Source organism: Sphingobium sp. AP50 (assembly GCF_900109095.1).
Taxonomy (GTDB): domain Bacteria; phylum Pseudomonadota; class Alphaproteobacteria; order Sphingomonadales; family Sphingomonadaceae; genus Sphingobium.
Genome location: NZ_FNYZ01000003.1, coordinates 111,702 through 127,357, shown reverse-complemented (window position 1 = coordinate 127,357; position 15,656 = coordinate 111,702). Strand labels below are relative to the sequence as shown.

At 63.9% G+C, this 15,656-nt stretch carries 14 protein-coding genes; 4 read left to right on the top strand and 10 right to left on the bottom strand.

The features are described 5' to 3' along the window. Positions 1-60 precede the first annotated feature (60 nt). Both BMY84_RS08545 and BMY84_RS08540 read right to left on the bottom strand, forming a co-directional pair. Positions 61-1,461, bottom strand: coding sequence for an amidohydrolase (locus BMY84_RS08545; RefSeq protein WP_093083079.1), 1,401 nt, complete (start codon positions 1,459-1,461; stop codon positions 61-63). Next, positions 1,458-2,981, bottom strand: coding sequence for a peptide MFS transporter (locus BMY84_RS08540; protein WP_093083077.1), 1,524 nt, complete (start codon positions 2,979-2,981; stop codon positions 1,458-1,460). Before BMY84_RS08540 ends, BMY84_RS08545 begins: the two co-directional genes overlap by 4 nt. Positions 2,982-3,123: 142 nt before the next feature. On the opposite strand from BMY84_RS08540, the gene BMY84_RS08535 reads away from it, so the two are divergent. Together BMY84_RS08535 and BMY84_RS08530 are read left to right on the top strand one after the other, a co-directional pair. Continuing rightward, positions 3,124-3,702: a nitroreductase family protein gene (locus BMY84_RS08535; RefSeq protein WP_093083074.1), complete on the top strand. Its 579-nt coding sequence runs from the start codon at positions 3,124-3,126 to the stop codon at positions 3,700-3,702. A 71-nt stretch (positions 3,703-3,773) separates the two neighbouring features. Further along, positions 3,774-4,118 (top strand): GntR family transcriptional regulator, encoded by a 345-nt coding sequence (locus tag BMY84_RS08530; protein WP_093083072.1) that lies wholly within the window; start codon positions 3,774-3,776, stop codon positions 4,116-4,118. A gap of 81 nt (positions 4,119-4,199) precedes the next feature. Here BMY84_RS08530 and BMY84_RS08525 read toward each other — a convergent pair whose 3' ends face one another. From BMY84_RS08525 to BMY84_RS08495, 8 genes are all read right to left on the bottom strand, one after another. Next, on the bottom strand, positions 4,200-6,236 hold the full coding sequence (locus BMY84_RS08525; RefSeq protein WP_093083069.1) for a tetratricopeptide repeat protein: 2,037 nt from the start codon (positions 6,234-6,236) through the stop codon (positions 4,200-4,202). Further along, positions 6,236-7,600 (bottom strand): PEP-CTERM-box response regulator transcription factor, encoded by a 1,365-nt coding sequence (prsR, locus tag BMY84_RS08520; RefSeq protein WP_093083067.1) that lies wholly within the window; start codon positions 7,598-7,600, stop codon positions 6,236-6,238. Before prsR ends, BMY84_RS08525 begins: the two co-directional genes overlap by 1 nt. Next, on the bottom strand, positions 7,600-9,672 hold the full coding sequence (prsK, locus tag BMY84_RS08515; protein ID WP_093083064.1) for an XrtA/PEP-CTERM system histidine kinase PrsK: 2,073 nt from the start codon (positions 9,670-9,672) through the stop codon (positions 7,600-7,602). Before prsK ends, prsR begins: the two co-directional genes overlap by 1 nt. Before the next feature lie 13 nt (positions 9,673-9,685). After that, complete coding sequence (locus tag BMY84_RS08510; RefSeq protein ID WP_093083062.1) at positions 9,686-11,074, bottom strand: TIGR03013 family XrtA/PEP-CTERM system glycosyltransferase; 1,389 nt, start codon at positions 11,072-11,074, stop codon at positions 9,686-9,688. A gap of 370 nt (positions 11,075-11,444) precedes the next feature. Then, a complete protein-coding gene (locus BMY84_RS08505) occupies positions 11,445-11,708 on the bottom strand; it encodes a hypothetical protein (protein WP_093083059.1) in 264 nt (87 codons plus the stop codon). 50 nt (positions 11,709-11,758) lie between these two features. Beyond that, positions 11,759-12,400: a sigma-70 family RNA polymerase sigma factor gene (locus tag BMY84_RS08500; RefSeq protein ID WP_093083404.1), complete on the bottom strand. Its 642-nt coding sequence runs from the start codon at positions 12,398-12,400 to the stop codon at positions 11,759-11,761. 116 nt (positions 12,401-12,516) lie between these two features. Then, positions 12,517-12,648, bottom strand: coding sequence for a hypothetical protein (locus BMY84_RS30395; protein ID WP_256215162.1), 132 nt, complete (start codon positions 12,646-12,648; stop codon positions 12,517-12,519). A gap of 77 nt (positions 12,649-12,725) precedes the next feature. Next, a complete protein-coding gene (locus BMY84_RS08495; protein WP_093083402.1) occupies positions 12,726-13,517 on the bottom strand; it encodes a response regulator in 792 nt (263 codons plus the stop codon). Positions 13,518-13,852: 335 nt separating this feature from the next. On the opposite strand from BMY84_RS08495, the gene BMY84_RS08490 reads away from it, so the two are divergent. After that, on the top strand, positions 13,853-14,056 hold the full coding sequence (locus tag BMY84_RS08490) for a NepR family anti-sigma factor (RefSeq protein ID WP_093083056.1): 204 nt from the start codon (positions 13,853-13,855) through the stop codon (positions 14,054-14,056). A gap of 88 nt (positions 14,057-14,144) precedes the next feature. Beyond that, complete coding sequence (locus tag BMY84_RS08485; RefSeq protein WP_093083401.1) at positions 14,145-15,653, top strand: sensor histidine kinase; 1,509 nt, start codon at positions 14,145-14,147, stop codon at positions 15,651-15,653. Positions 15,654-15,656: the final 3 nt, after the last annotated feature.

Sequence of the window (15,656 nt, the reverse complement as noted above, 5' to 3'; positions counted from 1 at the left end):
CCGTTCGGGCAGCGCCCTTCGACAGGCTCAGGGCGAACGGATTGAAAGAAAAGCGCTGGCTCATTTCACGTCTCCCGCGCCGATCTGGCCCAGTTCGAAATCACTGACCGGTCGCAGCTTCGGATTGGCGCTGTCATAGAGAAGCGCGCCGTCGATCCAGACCTTTTCCGGCCGCGTGTAGGTGCTGAAGGGATTGCCGTTCCACAGCACGACATCGGCCATCTTGCCGACCTTGAGGCTGCCGGTCTGTTCGGAAATGCCCATGGCGCGCGCCGGATTGATGGCAAGCCATGTCCAGGCCAGTTCGTCGGAGATATTGATCCCCATGCGGCGGCCCGCGCCCAGCGCCTTGGCCGCTTCCTGATTGAGGCGCTGAATGCCATCCTGATCGTCGCTATGGACGATGGCGCAGGCGCCGGCCTGCTGCACCAGCGGGATATTTTCCTTGATCCCGTCATAGGCTTCCATCTTGAAGCCATACCAGTCGCCCCACATGGCCGAACAAATGCCATTGTCGCGCAGCAGATCGGCGATCTTGTAGCTTTCGACCGCATGGTGGAAAGCCGCGATCTTGTAGCCAAATTCCTTCGACATATCGATCACGTTCGCCATTTCATCGGCGCGATAGCAATGATTGTGGACCAGGATCTTGCCTTCCAGCACGTCGGCCAGCGTTTCCATGCCGAGGTCGCGGGTCTGATCCTTCCCGGCGGCGCGCTTCTTCTGATACTCCCGCGCCTTGATCCAGGTCTGGCGATCGACCGCGATATTGCCCATGCGGGTCGATGGCTCACGCCCCTTGCCACCATAGACCCGCTTGGGATTTTCACCGCACGCCATTTTCAGGCCATAGGGCGCGCCGGGGAATTTCATCCCCTGCTGGGTGCGGGCGGGGACATTCTTGACCGTGACGCTGCGGCCGCCGAACAGATTGCCCGATCCGGGCAGGATCTGGAGCGTGGTGACGCCGCCATTGGAGAGCGCGCGGCCAAAGCCGGGGTCTTGCGGCCAGATGCTATGTTCGGCCCAGACATGGGGTGTCACGGGCGAGGTCATTTCATTGCCGTCCGACAGCGCATCGACGCCGGGCGAGGCATAGACGCCCAGATGACTGTGAATGTCGATCACGCCCGGCGTCACATATTTGCCGGTGCCGTCAAACACCGCAATATCGGCCGGGATCGGCGTGTCGGGGCCGCCGATGGCGACGATCTTGCCCTCCGACAGGAAGACCACGCCCTTGTCGATGCGGCCGCCTTCTCCGTCGAAGATGGTGGCGCCGCGGATCGCCGTGGGACGACCGGGATAGGGTTTGTAGGTGGAGGGATAGGGATTTTCGGGCTCTGCCGAGGAGCCCTGCACGGCGGACGCCGGTTCATCCTTGTCCCGCTTTGCCGCGAGCGGGCCGGCGCTGCCCGCCAGCAGCGCCGCGATCAGCAGCCATCTGCCTCCCGTCTTCATGCCTTTTCCTCCGAACCGATAAGATCGAGATGCATCATGCGTTTAATACGGGGCGACACAAGCAGAACCAGCACGCCCACGACGACCGCGAACCAGCCAATTTGCGTATAGACGTCAAGCACTTGACTGACATTCCCTACTTCACCACTGCCGGTCGCGCGGGCAATAAGGCCGGCAATGAAATTGCCTGCCGCCATGGCGAGGAACCATGTGCCCATGACGAGGCCCACCATCGACGACACCGACAGGCGGGTCATGGCGGACAAGCCGACCGGCGAGAAGCAGAGTTCGGCCAGCGTATGGAACAGATAGATGAGGAAGACGAACAGGACCGGCGTCAGGTTCGCGCCCGCCATCGCCGCGCCCGCCACCAGCACCAGAAAGCCCGCGCCGCACAGGATGAGGCCGATGCCGAACTTCGCGGGCGAGGAGGGCTCGAGGCGCCGCTTGTCGAGGAAGGTCCACAGCACCGCGAAGAGCGGCGCGAACAGGATGATGAAGACCGAATTGACCGACTGGAACAGCGAGGCGGGAACCTCCCAGCCGAGAATGGCGCGGTCGACATTGCGGTCGGTGAAGATGTTGAGCGACGATCCGGTCTGTTCGAACAGGCCCCAGAAGAGCGGGTTGAGCGCAATCAGGAAGAGCGCGGCGAACATCCGGTCGCGATCTACCTTCCCCAGCGTGCCGAGCGTGCGCCAGAGGATATAGACAACAGTCAGCGCCGAGAAGGCGAGCAGCGCATAACCCAATAGCTCTGCGTAACGGATCACCAGCCAGATGGCGACGACACCCAGCGCCGCGCCCAGATAGATGGTCCATTCCTGACTGAGGCCGGCGGCAGTCGGCGCGCTGAGCGCCTTGGGTGCGGGCGGTTCCCCCTTGCCCAGCAGCCAGGGCCGCAGCCATACGAACATGACGAGGCCGGCGAGCATGCCGACGCCCGCCGCACCGAAGCCCCAGCTCCAGCCCCAAAGTTCGCCCAGCAGGCCGCAGACGATCGGGCCGAGCATGCCGCCCATGTTGATGCCCATATAGAAGATGGAGAAGGCCGGGTCGCGACGGTGATCGTCACGGGCATAGAGTTCGCCCACCAGCACGGAGATATTGGCCTTCAGGAAGCCGGTGCCGACGATGATGCTGGCCAGCGCGAGGTAGAAGCCGTTGAGATAGAGCGGGTCCTGTCCCCCCGGTCCTTCGGTCACGGCGATCAAAAAATGGCCGATGGCGATAAAGACACCGCCCACCAGCACCGACTTGCGCGGCCCCAGGAATCGGTCCGACAGATAACCGCCGATGACCGGCGTGATGTAAACCAGCGACGTATAGGCGCCGTAGAGAAGATAAGCCTTGTCCTCACCAAAGAGAAAATGTTTGGTGAGGTAGAAAATCAGGATGGCGCGCATCCCGTAATAGCTGAACCGTTCCCACATTTCCGCGAAGAAGAGCAAATATAGCCCGCGCGGATGACCGAGCCAGGTCTTGCCTGGCTCGATCGCAATCTTGTCCGAAATCGCCATTCGGCACCCTTTATCACTATCTTGTTTCCGGCCGCCGAGCACGGGGCCGCTTATGGAAACAGCCTAGAGCGGAAGGGTTCGTCCTGTCAAAAACCCCGCCTGCTCTTGCGCTGGCGGACATGTCGCGCCATCTGTCGCTGCGATGTTCAACGACCTCTCCTCCCCGCTCGCCCTGCTCCAGACCCGCCGTTCCGGCAAGCCCCGCGATCTGGTCGCGCCCGGCCCGGATGACGCGCAGTTGCGGCAGATATTGGAAGTGGCGCTGCGCACGCCCGATCATGGCAAGCTGGCGCCCTGGCGCTTCGTGATCGTGCCGCAGGACAGGCGCGATGCGCTGGCCGCGCTGCTGGAAGCAGCCTATCGCGCCGAAAAGCCGGAGGCCGGGCGGCTGGAGATCGAGGCGATGCACCAGTTCGCGCAGCAGGCACCGACGCTAGTGGTGGCGATGTCCAAACCGGTCGCGGGCAGCAAGATCCCGGTCTGGGAACAGGAATTGTCCGCCGGCGCGGCGATCATGAACCTGCTGCATGCCACCCATGCGCTGGGCTTTGCCGGCGGCTGGCTGACCGGATGGCCCAGCTTCAACGACGATGTGCGCGATGCCTTTGGCGGGGCGGACGAGAAGATTGCCGGATTCGTCTTCATCGGCACCGTGGGCAAAGCGCAGGAAGAACGCCCCCGGCCAGAATATGACGATATCGTATCGACCTGGGACAGATAATTACACGGGCGTAAAGCAATGGGCAATTTCCTAGCTTGACCCCTGTGGCTGTATTATGGCACTGATGCACCATGGCCGACGAATCCAAACCCGTCTATCTCCGCTTGCGTGAGATCATCGCCGCTTCCATCCTGGATGGGGAATTTTCCGACGGTGATCTGTTGCCTTCGGTCCGCGCTTTCGCCGCGACGCAAGGGGCGAACCCGCTGACGGTGGCGAAGGCCTATCAGAGCTTTCAGGATGATGGGCTTGTAGTGGTGAAGCGCGGCGTCGGCATGTTCGTGGCCGATGGCGCGACCCGCCGCCTGCGCGAAATGGAGCGCGCGCATTTCATCGACAATGTCTGGCCGCCGGTCGCGGCGCAGATCCGGCGGCTGGGGCTGCGGATCGACGATCTGGATATGGCGAAGGCGTAAAGTCTCCTGCGTCATTGCGAGCGAAGCGAAGCAATCCACTGTCGCACCATGGATTGCTTCGCTTCGCTCGCAATGACGAATCTATAGCGCCGCCAGCGCGTCGATCGCTTCCTGACGGCCGGGGAAGCCGGGGACGGCCACCGCGCGCGCCAGAGCCAGTTTCGCCTCGCCCTTCCGCCCGGCGGCGGCATAGGCTTGCCCCAGATGGAGTTGCAGCGCCGGCGCACCGGGGGCCAAAGCGACGGCCTTTTCCAGCAGGTCGACAGGCGCCGGGCCTTTCTCGCCACTCTTGAACAGCACCCAGCCGAACATGTCTGCTGTCACCGGATTGCCGGGCATCAGGCGATAGGCATGGGCGGCATAGGCACGGGCAGCGGCGCGATCGCCGCTTTCGAGCGCGGCGCGGGCGAGATCGGCCATCAGCAGCGCGTCATTGTCGCCCACTTGCCCGCGGACGGCGCGCAGCATCCGCAGCGCGGTGCGCCAGTCCTGCGCCTGCGCCGCGACGATGGCGGCAAGACGCTGCGCCTCCACATCATTGGGATTTTGCGAGAGGAAAAGCTGCACCACCTGCCCCGCGCGGGCCGGATTGCCAACACGCGCCCAGGCGGCGGCCAGACGCAGCGCGGCATCCCGATCGAAACGGATATTGCCCGCCGCCTCATAGGCGCGGACGGCCTGTTGCGGCTGACCGGCGGTGGCGAGCGTATCGCCCAGGATGAGCCATGCGTCCGGCGCGCCGGGATTGGCACGGCTGAGCGCACGGGCGCGGGCCAGCGCTTCCTCTGGCTGGCCCGTGCTGAGCAGGGCGCGGATATAGGGGATATTGTCGCGCGCAGTGGCGACGCTGGACGGTGGCGACGCAGCCAGCGCGGCGTCGCGGGGGCTAGCGAAGGCATCGGTCGCAGGGCGGACTGGCCAAGCGGCACGGGCGAGCATATCGGCAGCCATGGTCCGCTCACCCAGTGCCTCCTGCGCACGGGCAGCGAGGGTCAATATATAGGGATCGGCATCGCGCTGGGCGACGATCGGCGCGAGCGTGGACGCCGCCGATGCATAATCGCCATTCAGATAATAGGCCCGGCCGAGCAATGTGCGGGCGGTGCGGTTGTCCGGTTGCGCGGCGACCAGTGGCGCCAGCGTATCGGCCGCCAGCACGGCATTGCCATCCTCCATATGCAGTATTGCGCGCAGCAATTGGGTGGCAGGCTCCGCGTCCAACCGCCCCTTCGTGCGATCGAGCAGCTTGCGGGCAAGGTCGCCCTCCCCCGCCCGCGCGGCCATCACCGCCTGAAGCATCCAGGCGCGCGGATTGGCAGGATCGAGCGCCAGCAGGCGACGGCTGAGGCTGAGCGCCTTGCTAGCCTGTCCGGCGTCCGCCAGCGTGGCGGCATATTGTTCCAGCGCCGGGACCGAATCCGGGTTGGCGGCCAGCGCCCGGTCGAACCAGGGCAGCGACGCGATCAACCCATATTGAGCGCGAACCAGTTCGCCGCGCAGGGCGAGCGCGTGGGGATTGCCGGGCGCCAGCACCACCGCCCGTTCGGCGGCGACGATCGCGCCGGCCTGATCCCCCATGGCGATGCGGAAGCGGCCGAGATCGATCCAGTTTTCCGGGTCATTGGGGGCAAGGGCCAGCGCCTGTTCCAATGCGGTTCGGGCGGCATAGCCATCGCCCAGCGCCAGAGACGCGCGGGCGACGACGCGCGCGGCTCGCACGGCATCGGCTTCGGGCAGATCGGTTGCGCGGGCTTCCCGCAGGGCGCCCTGCATATCCCCTTGCAGGAATAGCGCCTGCGCCATGACGGCACGGGTTTGCGATGCCGGTTGGCCCAGCGCGCGTGCCCGTTCCACTTCCCCCTGCGCGCCGGGGCCATCACCCAGTTCCGCCAGCGCGCGGGCCTGCGCCGCGCGGACATCGGCGGCGCGGGGATTGGCCTTGATCGCGTTCATCAGTTCGACCCGCGCGGTGCGGGCATCGCCTTTTTCCAGCGCCGCAAGGCCGCGCGTCAGAGCGGCGCTGCCGTCCCGTTCATGCGCGCGCCATTGCCACAGGCCGGCAACGCCAAGCAGCAGGGCCGCGACGCCCAGCATCAGGATCAGTCGGGTGCGGCGCATCAATTCTGCATCTGATATTGTTTGAGCAGATCGTAGAGGGTCGGCCGGCTGATACCCAATATCTTGGCCGCGCCGGAGATATTGCCGTCGGTCCGGGCGATGGCGCGGCGGATGGCGCGGCGGTCGGCCATTTCGCGTGCGGCCTTGAGGTTCACGACATCGCCGCCATCCGCCCGTTCGTCATCCAGATCGAGGTCGGCGGCGGTGATCAGCTTGCCGTCTGCCATGATGACGGCGCGCTTCATGCGATTTTCCAGTTCGCGCACATTGCCGGGCCAGGCCCAGGCGTCGAGCGCGGCGAGAGCATCGGGGGCCAGCCCCTTGACCTGCGGGTTCATGTCGCGGGCGAAGCGGGTGAGGAAATGGCGCGCCAGCAGGGCCGGATCGCCGGGGCGATCGCGCAGCGGCGGAATGCGCACGGTGATTTCGGCGAGGCGATAATAGAGATCCTCGCGGAAGGTGCCGGCGGCAATCATCGCCTCCAGATCCTGATGAGTGGCGCACACGATGCGCGTGTCCACCGCGATCGGCTGCCGCCCGCCGATCCGTTCGATCACCCGTTCCTGAAGGAAGCGCAGCAGCTTCACCTGCAACGGCAGCGGAATGTCACCCACCTCGTCCAGGAAGAGCGTGCCGCCCTGCGCCTGCTCGATCTTGCCGGGCGTCATCTTGATGGCACCAGTGAAGGCGCCCTTTTCATGGCCGAACAATTCGGATTCGAGCAGGGTTTCGGGGATCGCCGCACAATTGATCGCGACGAAGGCGCCGGTGCGGCGCGGGCTGGTGTCATGCAGGCCCTGCGCCAGCAATTCCTTGCCAGTGCCGCTGGCGCCCAGCAGCAGGACCGACACATTGGCGCTGGCGACCCGCTCGATGGTGCGGGCGACCTTCATCATTTCCGGCGCGCCGCTGATCAGGCGACCCAGCACGCGGCCATCCTCCGGCGCGACATCGGCCAGCCGAACATTTTCCCGCTCCAGCCCGTGGACGTGGAAGGCGCGGCGCACGATCAGGCCAAGTTCATCGATATCGACCGGCTTCTGGTAGAAATCATAGGCGCCGCCCGCGATCGCATCCAGCGCGCTTTCCCGCGCGCCATGGCCCGATGCGACGATGATCTTGGTATCGGGCTTGATCTTGAGCATCTCCGCCAGCGTGGCGAAGCCTTCGCTGGTGCCGTCCGGATCGGGCGGCAGGCCAAGGTCGAGCGTCACCACATCGGGCGCCTCGGCCCGCAGCATCTCGATCGCTTCTTCCCGATCGCCGGCGATGAAGAGCTGATAATCCTCATAGGCCCAGCGCAATTGCCGTTGCAGGCCCGGATCATCCTCCACGATCAGCAATTTGGGGCGGGTGTCGCTCATCAGGCGGCCTTCTCTTTACGATCGGATAGCGGCGCCAATGGCAGGCGCAGGGTGAAGCGGCTGCCGACGCCGGGTTTGCTGTCCACGTCGATGCGGCCGCCCATCGCCTCCGCCAGACTGCGCGCCTCGAACGCACCAAGGCCGAAGCCGCCGGTCTTGCTGGAGGAAAAGGGTTTGAACAGGTCGCGGCGGACATATTCGGCGCTCATGCCCTTGCCCCGGTCGATCACCTCGACAATCACGTCCTGCGCATCAGCGGACAGGCGCAGGTCGACCGGGCTGCCGGGCGGGCTGGCATCTATGGCATTCTGCATCAGATGCTGGACGATCTGTTCGACGCGAGCGGGATCGGCCAGCGCCAGCGGGGCGTCTCCGCTGACCTGCACGGCATGCTGGCGCGCGCGGGCATGGGCAAGCTGGACCAGCAGATCGCGCAGCGGCATAGGGCGGGGTTCTTCGGGCCGCCCCTTGTTATGCAGCGACAGGCGGGCGAGCATGTCGTTCATCTTGCCCACCGACTCCTTGAGCGTCAGCAGCATGTCGGCGCGAAATTCGGGATTGTCGGCGTGCCGCTCCGCATTGCGGGACAGCAAGGATAGCTGGCTGACCAGATTCTTGATGTCATGGGCGATGAAGGCGAAGCGGCGGTTGAATTCGTCGAAGCGCTGGGCGTCGTCCAGCGCCTGTTGCCCCTGCGCTTCGCTGATATGAGTCGCCGCCTGACGTCCAGCGGCGCGCAGCATGTCGAAATCCTCCCAGTCGAGCCGCCGGTCGACCGGGGGACGAGCCAGCAGGATCGCGCCGATCAACCGTCCATAATGGATCAGCGGCACCAGCGCCCAGGCGCGCCGGTCCTCCATCAGCCAGTCGGGCAGGTCTAGCGTCCCCTCCCCGCCCTTCAGCCGGGCAAGGTCGACGATCCAGCCGCTCTTCTCCAGTTTCCGGACGATGGCGAACGGCACGATGCCGACCGCGGCCAGATCGTCATTCCAGTTCCAATGGGTTTCAAAGATCAGGTCGCCGCTGTCATCGCGCAGCATCAGCATGGCGGCCGGACTGTCGGTAATGTCGGCCACTGCCTTGGCCACCCGCTCGCCCAGCGGCGCGGCGTCTTCACCGGGGCGGCCGATGGTTTCGCCAAAGCGCATCCATTCGGTGCGATAATCATAGCGATGCTGGAAGAAATGCTTGGCAACCTGCACCCGCCACAGGGCCCGGATACGGGGCGATGGCAGCAACACCAGCGCGGTGACAGCGATGAAGAAGACCGCCGCAATCTCCACCAGACGGGCATAGGGACCAGCAATCAGTTCGATCAGCACCGCGACGGCGACCAGCACCGCGACATAGAGGGCGACCGCCATGATCGAGAGCGACTGGAAGGCGATGGTGCGCGACAATTGCAGGCGCCCGGCCATCCCCTTGCGCATGCCGATCGCTACCACCGGCACCAGCAGCGCCATCAGCAGCCCGCGAAGGGCGTAAAGCTCGCTGACCCGGTTGGGCGCGAAATAGCAGATGGCATAGAGATTAAGGTCATAGGTCCACATCGCCGCCAGCGCGCCGAGCAGCAGGGCGATCCCGCCCCGCTCGCGCGATGGCCAGCCGGTGTAGAGTTGGTGGACCAGCAGAAGGCAGCCGATGGCCGTCATCATCCGCAGGACCAGCGAACAGGTCAGCAGCGCGCGATGCAGGTCGCTGTCCACCGGCAATTGCCGCCAGGTGAGGTCCGTGAAAGTCTGGAGCAGGATCAGGCCGGCAACAGCGGCATAGACCGCCGCAATGGCGCCCCGCGCCCCGGTCCGCCCCACCGGCCCGCGCCGCCAGATGGTGAATAGCGCCAGCAGCCAGGCTGCGTTGCGGATGCTTTCGCCGATCCCCGACAGCGGCATCGATACCCCGCCGAAGGAGACATAGAGCGCCCAGCAGGATGTCAGCAGCAGCGCCGACGCGAGCAGGCGCGGTTCGGGCGCGTCGGCGCGTCGGCGCAGCAGGAATATGCCCAGCGCGGCGAACAGCACCGCCGCCAGAGCATGGCCCCAGTCGCCGACAAATTGGAGGAGCGCGCCCATCGTCCGCTGCCCGTCAGCGTGCGCCGTCGGGCCAGAGCACGACCCGCAGGGTCTGGATCAGGATCAGCAGGTCCAGAAAGGGCGTGTAATTCTTGGCGTAATAAAGGTCATATTCCAGCTTGTGCCGGGCATCCTCGATCGACGCGCCATAGGGATAGTTGATCTGCGCCCAGCCGGTGATTCCGGGCTTCACCATATGGCGTTCCGCATAATAGCGAAGCTGCTGTTCCAGATCCTCGACGAACTGGCGGCGTTCGGGGCGCGGGCCGACGAAGCTCATCTCCCCCTTCAGCACCGTCCAGGTCTGGGGCAGTTCGTCAATGCGCAGCTTGCGCAGCCAATAGCCCAGGCGGGTGATGCGCGGATCGTCCTTTTCGGCCCATTGCGCCTTGCCATTGACTTCCGCGTCCAGCCGCATGGTGCGCAGCTTCACGATCCAGAATTCCTGGCCGAACAGGCCGACGCGCTGCTGGCGGTAGAAAGCCGGTCCCTTGCTGTCCATCTTCACCAGAATCGCGGCAAGCAGGATGATCGGGCCAGTCAGCGCCAGCAGGATCGAACTGGCGACGATATCGAAGACGCGCTTGGCGATGCTGGACAGGCGGCGGCCGGCGGAAAAACCGTCGGAGAAGATCAGCCAGCTGGGATTGACGCTGGCGAGGTCGACGCGGCCGGTTTCGCGCTCCAGAAAACTGGAGAGGTCGTTGACATGGACACCCGTCGTTTTGATGCGCAGCAGGTCCGACATGGGGATGGCGTTGCGCCGCTCCTCCAGCGCCAGCACGACTTCGCTGGCGTTCAGCCGTACCACGAAATCGGACAGGTTGAAGACGGCGTCGCGGTTGATCGCCTCCGGGATCACCTGCGCGCCGTCATTCATGGCGATGAAGCCGACGACCAGAAAGCCCGCGCCGCGCTTCTGCTCCAGTTCCTTGATCCGGGCGGCGCGATTGCCCGCGCCCAGCACCACCAGACGACGTTTGAAAGCCTCCCCGCCAATCATCGATCCCAGCAGCAGACGCACCAGCACCAGCACACCCATCGCCAGCCCCATGGCGTAGAGCGAATTGGAGCGCCACAGGGTCATGCCCGGCAACAGGAAATAGAGGACGGACAGGAAGATGACGCCCAGCGACACGGCGACAAGCAGGCGGGCGAAGGCGAAACGAATCGATTGCAGCGCTTCGGTGCCATAGACGCCGACCGCGATCATCGCGGTCTGGATCGACACGGCGAAGCTGATCAACGGGCCGATGCGGGTGGAAATATGATCGACATCCATGCCGATCTGATGCGCGCGCAAGACCCAGCCGACCTCCGCCGCAGCGAGCAGCAATGCGAAATCGAGCAGGCCCAGCAGCAGCACCGCGTGCGGCACATAATGTTTGAACAGCCTGATCATCGTTGCACTTATCCCGCTGGCCGCCGAACTGGCGCGCCTTCTGGCGCCGGACTGGCCTTACAATCGCTGTAAGATAATCCGACAGTAGGCGCTACCCTGACGGAAAATGGCAAAGAAATGCTGAACGATGACCAGGTCAATCGCGACGAGACGAAATGAAGAGGAATGGCGGAAGGTGCGTCCCTCCGCCTTGATGGCGCCTAGAGGACGACACTTTACATCTAATCCGTTCACCCTGAGTAGGGACTGAGCTTGTCGAAGGACCGTATCGAAGGGTCTGGCGTGCACCATCCTTCGATACGCCGCTTCGACTTCGCTCAGCGGCTACTCAGGACGAACGGCGAGTGGTTCGGACTTGGCGCAGCGCGCTCTAATTGTCGTTGCGCAGCTCATCTGCGGCATTTTTTGCGGCGTCACCAATGACACGCGCCGCATTGTCGACCGATCCCGCTGCGCCGGTTATGGCGTCGGCCTGACGATTTTCGCGCCGATCATTGGTCATGTAGAAGAAGCCGATCGCCAGAATGAGCGCCAGTACGACGACGACGAAAATCACGCCGCTGCCGCGCGATGGCTCCGGCGCAGGCCTATGCGATGCAGGATCACCCTCCCGCAATACGGGCTTGTCACCCATGGTCGCCTCCTTGCTTTCCGATAACGGCCAGGACGGCGCGAACGTTCCGTTCAATCTTCGTCGCTGTGGCTGCGACCCCGGCTCAACCGGTCGACGTCATCCATAATTTCATCGAGGACCGCCGTTTCCGTCGTTTCCTGAGTCCGTCGAGACGGCAGGTCGCCACTTTCCAAAATCTGTTCGAGCGCGGCGCGACCACGGGCAACGCGGCTCTTGATGGTGCCGACGGCAACGCCGCAAATTTCGGCTGCCTCTTCATAGGCGAAACCACCTGCCCCGACCAGAATCAGCGCTTCGCGCTGGGGCTGAGGCAATTGCAGCAGGGCACGCTGCATGTCGGACAATTCGACATGCTTGTCCTGACTGGCCGGTGCGGCGAGGATGCGATCCGCCGTGAGATCATCCCATTCGCCGCGGAAGCGCGAACGACGCATCTGCGACAGATAATGGTTGCGCAGGATGATGAAGGTCCAGGCGCGCATGTTCGTGCCGGCCTGAAAACGCGCACGCGCCGCCCATGCCTTCAGCAGGGTTTCCTGCACCAGATCGTCCGCCAGATCACGATTGCCTGAAAGCGAGCGACCAAAAGCGCGAAGATGCGGGATGACCGAAGCCAGTTCCCGCTTGAAGTCCGAATCGGACAGCGCAGCGCGTTCTTCGACAGCGCCGACATCGCCAACGTCTTCATCCATGGGGTTCATCCCTGTGTCGGCAACCGCCTTCGCCGCATGAATCGACGTCGTCAAAGCCATAAGTGCGCCTGTACCTTAAATCGTTTATCGCCAAAGCCAATTCCCGCATCCATCGACTAGCGCCAAAGCACCAGCAACATGGCGATGACGGCCAACGCCAGAGAGGCGGCAAGCACATAGCGCATCACATGCGGCGTAGCGCCTGCACGCGCATCTTGCGTAGCGATATGTTTTTCCTGCTCGACCATGGCCCTTCTCCCGATCGTTACGCATCATTAACGCAGCGTTCCGATCGGGGTTCCCGATTTTATCGAGATGCCGCCAATCAGGCGGGGGCCGTTGCTTCGTCGAAGAAGAGCGCCTGCGAAATCGCGGCCTTTACCGTCGATCGCTGGAACGGCTTGGTGATCAGGAAGGTCGGCTCGGGCCGCTCACCGGTCAGCAACCGTTCCGGGAAGGCGGTGATGAAGATGACCGGCACCGAGAATTCGGCCAAAATATCCTTCACCGCGTCGATGCCGCTGCTGTCATCGGCAAGCTGGATGTCGGCCAGCACAAGGCCGGGACGATCTGCCAGCGCTTCGCGCACGGCGTCTTCGCGCGTCACGGCAATGGCGGTGACGTCATGACCCAGATCGCGGACGATGGTTTCGATATCCATCGCGATGATCGGTTCATCCTCGATGATCAGCACCTTGGCGCGGGTCTGCGCCTCGATCTCGGTCAGCGCTTCTTCCACCAGCGCTTCGACCTCATCGCTGTCCATTCCGATGAGGTAGGACACGTCATCGACCGTAAAGCCTTCCAGTGCCGTCAGCAACAGTGCCTGACGGGGTAGCGGGGTCAGGCGGGCGAGGCGCGCCTGCGCAATCGCCTCGCGATTGCTGCCTGCGGTGGCCGGCAGATCTTCCAGATGGGCAGAGGACCAGATGGCCTGGAAAGTCTTGTAGAGGCCAAGGCGTGGATCGACGTCGCTGGGGAATTCTTCCGGCGCGGCGACGATCGCTTCCAGAGCGGCGCGGACATAGGCGTCGCCATGCGCCTGGCTGCCCGTCAGGGCACGGGCATAGCGCCGCAGAAACGGAAGATGGGGGTGCAGTTGCTGTCCAAGCGACATCGTCAAATCGTCTCCCTGCCCAAATCGGGCATATTGTCCCGAAGCATCGGCGTGACAGGAAGGATGGAATGTCCATGCCGCATTGGCAAGCCCCCGTTCCCCCTTTGCCGACCGTGAAACGGGCAGCGTAAAAAATGCTTCGGATTGCGGAACCATCGACCGCTCGATTTGTTTCGCATCCATATGGTTTTTTTGGCGATATCGCGTTTTTCCTGTGAAGATCGCCTGCCAACGAATTGACGGCATGAAAGAATCCCGCGAAACGGGATGTCTGACATGGTAAATGTGGCTGCTTAGAGGGGCTGATTTTGGTTTCTTCAACGACGGATCGGGACGTGGCCGATGACAGCAACAATGCCGGCATCGGGACACCCGAGGATCAGGTGAAGGACGCGCCTGCCCCCAGCAAGCGTCGCGCGGCGGCTCCCGCTGCCAAGGAAGACGCGCATGTTTCGCAAGTCTTGCGCACCGTATATGAGCGCGCGGTGAACGAAGATATCCCGTCCGAAATGCTGGACCTGCTGAACAAGTTGGACTGATGACATTATGGCGGAGGGCAGCCTTCCTCCGGCAGCCCGGTCCCTGACAGAGCCCCTGCTGCTGTATTTCCGGTCCACCGGCGTCAAGATGTTCCTCATCCTGACGCTCGCATTGTTGCCTCTTGGCCTTGTCGCATTGGTCGCTTCCCTTCAGGCAATCCGCACCGCTGACCTTGAAAAGGAAGCGCTGCTGCGGGTTGCGGTGACGCAGAGTGCCCGCAAGCTGACGGCCGATCTTCAGTCGGACCGCACCGCGCTGGAGCTAACGGTCAACGCCATCGCCAATCGCGCCGCCGATCCGGGCATGTGCGGGCGACTGGCCTTCTTCCTGTCGTCGCATGATACGGACGGCGCACGCTTTTATATTTATGACAAGGCGGGCAAGCGGCTGTGCAAATCGGACAATGACGAACCGACTGGTATCGCACCCGGCGCACGCTTCGATCGCCCGGTCGCCCAGTTGCTGCCCACATCGCAATATCTGGTCAGCCGGGTGCGGAGCCGGAACGGCCAGGTGGTCGGCCTTGCCTATTATTCGCGCATGCATCTGGAAAGCATCGCGGACCCCGCCACCGCCCTCCAGAACCGGCAACTCACCCTCCGCCAGGGCGACGTCAAACTGATCGTCAGCCGATCGGGCAGTGCGGCGATGGGCCATACCGCCAGTCTTTCCGCCCGGCTCGATCCGCCTGACATCATCCTGACCATGTCGGTGCGCGATCCACCGGCCACGGTGGCGCGGCTATTGTCGCTGTTCCTGCCGCTGGTGATGTGGTTTGCGGCGGCGGCGATCGGCTGGTTCGTTGTCAATCGGCTGCTGATCCGCCCGCTGGTGCTGCTGCGCCGGGTGGTGGCCGCCTATCAACCCGGCGAAGTGCTGGAACCGATGCAACGGGTGCGCACCCCAGCGCAGGAGATCGTCGCACTGGGCGAAACCTTCCGCGAGATCAGCGAAGATGTCGCCACCCATGAGGCGGAGATGGCCGAAGGACTGGACACGCAGCGCAAATTGACGCGCGAAGTGCATCACCGGGTCAAGAATAACCTGCAAATCATTGCCAGCCTGATCAGCCTGCACGCCCGCTCCGCCCATGAAGCGGAAGCCATCGAAGCCTATGCCTCCATCCAGCGCCGGGTCGATGCACTGTCGGTCGTCCACCGCAACCATTTTGCGGAACTGGAGGAAAATCGCGGCGTAGGCGTGCGGCCGCTGATCAGCGAATTGTCGGCCAGCCTGCGCGGCACCGCCCCGGCCAAGGCCCGCCGCTTCGCGATCCAGATCGAAAGCGATAATCTGCACATCAGTCAGGATGTGGCCGTGCCGATCGCCTTCCTGATCACCGAACTGGTCGAACTGGCGATGATGATGGCACCGCAGAGCACGATGCGCATTTCCGTGCATCAGGATGAGGCCCGACCTGACCGCGCCCTGCTGGTGATGCAGTCGCGTGGGCTGATGGCGTCCGATGAGATGACCAGTCGACTGGGCGAACGCTATGGTCGGGTCCTGACCGGCCTGTCGCGCCAGTTGCGATCGCCGTTGGAGCATGATGGCGACGCCGGCCGATACGCCATCGCCATCACGGTCATTCCCTGATCG

Excerpts from the sequence above, each read along its gene's own strand:
- BMY84_RS08545 (WP_093083079.1), bottom strand. The coding sequence starts at position 1,461 with ATGAAGACGGGAGGCAGATGGCTGCTGATCGCGGCGCTGCTGGCGGGC.
- BMY84_RS08535 (WP_093083074.1), top strand. The coding sequence starts at position 3,124 with ATGTTCAACGACCTCTCCTCCCCGCTCGCCCTGCTCCAGACCCGCCGT.
- BMY84_RS08495 (WP_093083402.1), bottom strand. The coding sequence starts at position 13,517 with ATGTCGCTTGGACAGCAACTGCACCCCCATCTTCCGTTTCTGCGGCGC.
- BMY84_RS08540 (WP_093083077.1), bottom strand. The coding sequence starts at position 2,981 with ATGGCGATTTCGGACAAGATTGCGATCGAGCCAGGCAAGACCTGGCTC.
- BMY84_RS08525 (WP_093083069.1), bottom strand. The coding sequence starts at position 6,236 with ATGCGCCGCACCCGACTGATCCTGATGCTGGGCGTCGCGGCCCTGCTG.
- BMY84_RS08510 (WP_093083062.1), bottom strand. The coding sequence starts at position 11,074 with ATGATCAGGCTGTTCAAACATTATGTGCCGCACGCGGTGCTGCTGCTG.
- BMY84_RS08500 (WP_093083404.1), bottom strand. The coding sequence starts at position 12,400 with ATGGATGAAGACGTTGGCGATGTCGGCGCTGTCGAAGAACGCGCTGCG.
- BMY84_RS08505 (WP_093083059.1), bottom strand. The coding sequence starts at position 11,708 with ATGGGTGACAAGCCCGTATTGCGGGAGGGTGATCCTGCATCGCATAGG.
- prsK (WP_093083064.1), bottom strand. The coding sequence starts at position 9,672 with ATGGGCGCGCTCCTCCAATTTGTCGGCGACTGGGGCCATGCTCTGGCG.
- BMY84_RS08485 (WP_093083401.1), top strand. The coding sequence starts at position 14,145 with ATGTTCCTCATCCTGACGCTCGCATTGTTGCCTCTTGGCCTTGTCGCA.
- prsR (WP_093083067.1), bottom strand. The coding sequence starts at position 7,600 with ATGAGCGACACCCGCCCCAAATTGCTGATCGTGGAGGATGATCCGGGC.
- BMY84_RS08530 (WP_093083072.1), top strand. The coding sequence starts at position 3,774 with ATGGCCGACGAATCCAAACCCGTCTATCTCCGCTTGCGTGAGATCATC.
- BMY84_RS30395 (WP_256215162.1), bottom strand. The coding sequence starts at position 12,648 with ATGGTCGAGCAGGAAAAACATATCGCTACGCAAGATGCGCGTGCAGGC.